The organism is Mycolicibacterium peregrinum (assembly GCF_001665625.1).
GTDB lineage: Bacteria > Actinomycetota > Actinomycetes > Mycobacteriales > Mycobacteriaceae > Mycobacterium > Mycobacterium peregrinum_B.
In genome coordinates, this window is sequence record NZ_LZSY01000037.1 from 1 (window position 1) to 3,631 (window position 3,631).

Below are 3,631 nucleotides of genomic sequence, written 5' to 3' on the forward strand. Positions count from 1 at the left end.
ATCGTCGACCCGGCCGCACTGGTCAACCACGTGCTGCCCTACAGCGAGTTGTTCGGACCCAATGCCCTTGGCACCGCTGAGCTCATCAAGATCGCGCTCACCACGAAGATCAAGCCGTACACCTATGTGTCGACCATCGGCGTGGGCGATCAGATCGAGCCCGGGAAGTTCGTCGAGAACGTCGACGTCCGCCAGATGAGCGCGGTCCGGGCGATCAACGACGGCTACGCCAACGGGTACGGCAACAGCAAGTGGGCCGGCGAGGTCCTGCTGCGCGAGGCCAACGATCTGTGCGGGCTACCGGTGGCGGTGTTCCGTTGCGACATGATCCTGGCCGATACGACGTACTCGGGTCAGCTGAACCTGCCGGACATGTTCACCCGCATGATGTTCAGCCTCGTCGCCAGCGGTATCGCACCGGGCTCGTTCTACGAGCTGGACGCTGACGGCAAGCGCCAGCGCTCGCACTACGACGGCCTGCCGGTGGAATTCATCGCCGAGTCGATCTCAACCCTGGGCGGACAGTCCGTCGAGAGCTTCGAGACCTACCACGTGATGAACCCCTACGACGACGGCCTCGGCATGGACGAGTTCACCGACTGGCTGATCGAGGCGGGCTACGCGATCGAGCGGATAGCCGACTACGGGCAGTGGATCCAGCGTTTCGAGAGCACTCTGCGGGCCCTGCCGGACAAGCAGCGTCAGGCCTCCCTGCTGCCGCTGCTGCACAACTACCAGAAGCCCGAGCGGCCGATGTTGGGCGCCCTGGCCCCGACGGACCACTTCCGGGCCGCGGTGCAGGAAGCCAAGATCGGGCCGGACAAGGACATTCCGCATGTCAGCCCGGCAGTGATCGTCAAGTACATCACCAACCTGCAGCAGCTCGGCCTGCTCTAACCCCCCCGTGCGCCCGTCCCACTGCGATGGGGGACGGGCGCACGCCGGGCGTGACCAATCTCGCAGCCACCGGACTGGGATCTCGAAATATAATTAGTTTTACTAACGTAGTAGTTAGTAGGCGCGGCAAATGCGCCGACCATAGTTATTTTGATTTGCTCAGGGGACCGATATGACCACCGAAACACGCGAGGACCGGCTCCAACGCCGCATCGCACACCTGTATGACACCGACGCCCAGTTCGCCGATGCCCGCCCCAGCGACGCCGTCAACGCCGCCGTCGCCCAGCCAGAACTGCGTTTGCCCGCCGTAGTCAAAGGCATCTTCACCGGGTACGCAGACCGGCCCGCCCTCGGGCAGCGCGCGGTCGAGTACGTCACCGACGCCGACGGCCGCACGTCGGCCCAGCTGCTCCCCCGGTTTGAGACCATCACCTACCGCCAGTTGGGCGACCGCGTCCAAGCGGTGACCAACGCCTGGCACAACCACCCCGTGAAGCCCGGCGACCGCGTCGCCATCCTCGGCTTCACCAGCGTGGACTACACCACCATCGATACCGCGCTGATCGAGCTCGGCGCCGTGTCCGTGCCGCTGCAGACCAGCGCCCCTGTCACCACCCTGCGGCCCATCGTCGCCGAGACCGAACCGACCGTGATCGCAGCGAGCATCGATTTCCTCGACGACGCAGTCGAATTGGTGCGCTCCGGTCCCGCGCCCCGCCGCCTGGTGGTCTTCGACTACCGGCCCCGGGTAGACGCACAGCGCGAAGCCTTCGAGGCCGCCAAGTCCGCGCTCGCCGGCACCGACGTTGTCGTCGAGCCGCTGGCCGACGTCCTGGACCGTGGCCGGTCGCTGGCCGATGCACCGCTGTACGTCTCCGGCCAAACCGACCCGCTGGCCATGCTGATCTACACCTCCGGCAGCACCGGCACCCCCAAGGGCGCCGTGTACCCGGAGAGCAAGGTCGCCAACATGTGGCAGATCGCCACCAAGGCCACCTGGGACGAAAACCAGGCTGCCCTGCCCGCGATCACCCTCAACTTCATGCCGATGAGCCACGTGATGGGTCGCGGCATCCTGATCGGCACGCTGAGTTCGGGCGGCACCGCATACTTCGCCGCGCGCAGCGACCTGTCGACCTTCCTCGACGATCTCGCCCTCGTGCGGCCGACGCAGCTGAGCTTCGTGCCGCGGATCTGGGACATGCTGTTCCAGGAGTACCAGAGCCGGCTCGACCGTTCCGGCGGCAGTGAGGACGCAGTGCTCGCCGAGGTCCGCGAGGACCTGCTGGGCGGACGATTCGTCTCCGCGATGACCGGTTCCGCGCCGATCTCGGCCGAGATGAAAACGTGGGTCGAGCGGTTGCTCGACATGCACCTGCTGGAGGGCTACGGCTCGACCGAGGCCGGTTCGGTCTTCGTCGACGGCTACATCCAGCGCCCGCCGGTGATCGACTACAAGCTCGTCGACGTCCCGGATCTGGGCTACTTCCGCACCGACCAGCCCCACCCGCGCGGCGAGCTGCTGGTGAAGTCCGAGCAGATGTTCCCCGGGTACTACAAGCGTCCGGAGATCACTGCCGAGATGTTCGACGAGGACGGCTATTACCGCACCGGTGACATCGTGGCCGAACTCGGCCCTGACCATGTCGAGTACCTCGACCGGCGCAACAACGTCCTGAAGCTTTCGCAGGGCGAGTTCGTCACCGTCTCCAAGCTGGAGGCAGTCTTCGGGGACAGCCCGCTGGTGCGCCAGATCTTCATCTACGGCAACAGCGCCCGCTCGTATCTGCTGGCCGTCGTGGTGCCCACCGATCCCACCGCCTCGAAGCAGGCGATCGGCGATTCACTTCAGGAAGCGGCCCGCACCGCCGGGTTGCAGTCGTACGAAGTTCCTCGTGACTTCCTCGTGGAGACGACGCCGTTCAGCCTGGAGAACGGTCTGCTGACCGGTATCCGCAAGCTGGCTCGTCCCAACCTGAAGAGTCACTACGGCGAGCGTTTGGAGGAGCTGTACACCGAACTGGCCGAGGGGCAGGCCAACGAACTGAGCGAGCTGCGGCGCAATGGCGCCCAGGCTCCCGTGCTCGACACCGTGAGCCGGGCCGCAGGCGCCCTGTTGGGTGCTGCGACAACCGATCTCGCACCCGAGGCCCACTTCACCGATCTGGGCGGGGATTCGCTGTCCGCGTTGACCTTCGGAAACCTGCTGCAGGAGATCTTCGACGTCGAGGTGCCCGTGTCGGCCATCGTCAGCCCGGCATCGGATCTTCGGACCATCGCCGAGTACATCGAGGCTCAGCGCTCCGGTACCAATTTGCGGCCGACCTTCACCTCGGTGCACGGTCGCAACGCGACCGAGGTCCATGCGTCGGATCTGACGTTGGACAAGTTCATCGACGCCGCGACGTTGGCCGCCGCACCGGGGCTACCCGGTCCGGTCAGTGAGATCCGCACCGTACTACTCACCGGCGCAACCGGTTTCCTGGGTCGTTACCTGGCCCTGGATTGGCTGGAGCGCATGGATCTGGTTGACGGCAAGGTCATCTGCCTCGTGCGCGCAAAGTCCGACGAGGAAGCCCGCGCACGGCTCGACAAGACCTTCGACAGCGGCGACCCCAAGCTGTTGGCGCACTACCGGAAACTGGCCGCCGACCACCTCGAAGTGATCGCCGGCGACAAGGGTGAGGCCGACCTCGGCCTCGACCAGGCGACCTGGCAGCGCCTGGCCGAC

2 protein-coding genes are annotated in these 3,631 nt (G+C 65.7%); both read left to right on the forward strand.

Features of this window, described 5'->3' with window-relative positions; translation table 11 throughout:
• Nucleotides 1-897, forward strand: an 897-nt coding sequence (locus A5779_RS05505) for an SDR family oxidoreductase (protein ID WP_207549031.1), incomplete at its 5' end; no start/stop codon positions are given.
• Nucleotides 898-1,069: 172 nt separating this feature from the next.
• On the forward strand, nucleotides 1,070-3,631 hold a 2,562-nt coding region (gene car / locus A5779_RS05510), incomplete at its 3' end, for a carboxylic acid reductase (protein WP_064879761.1).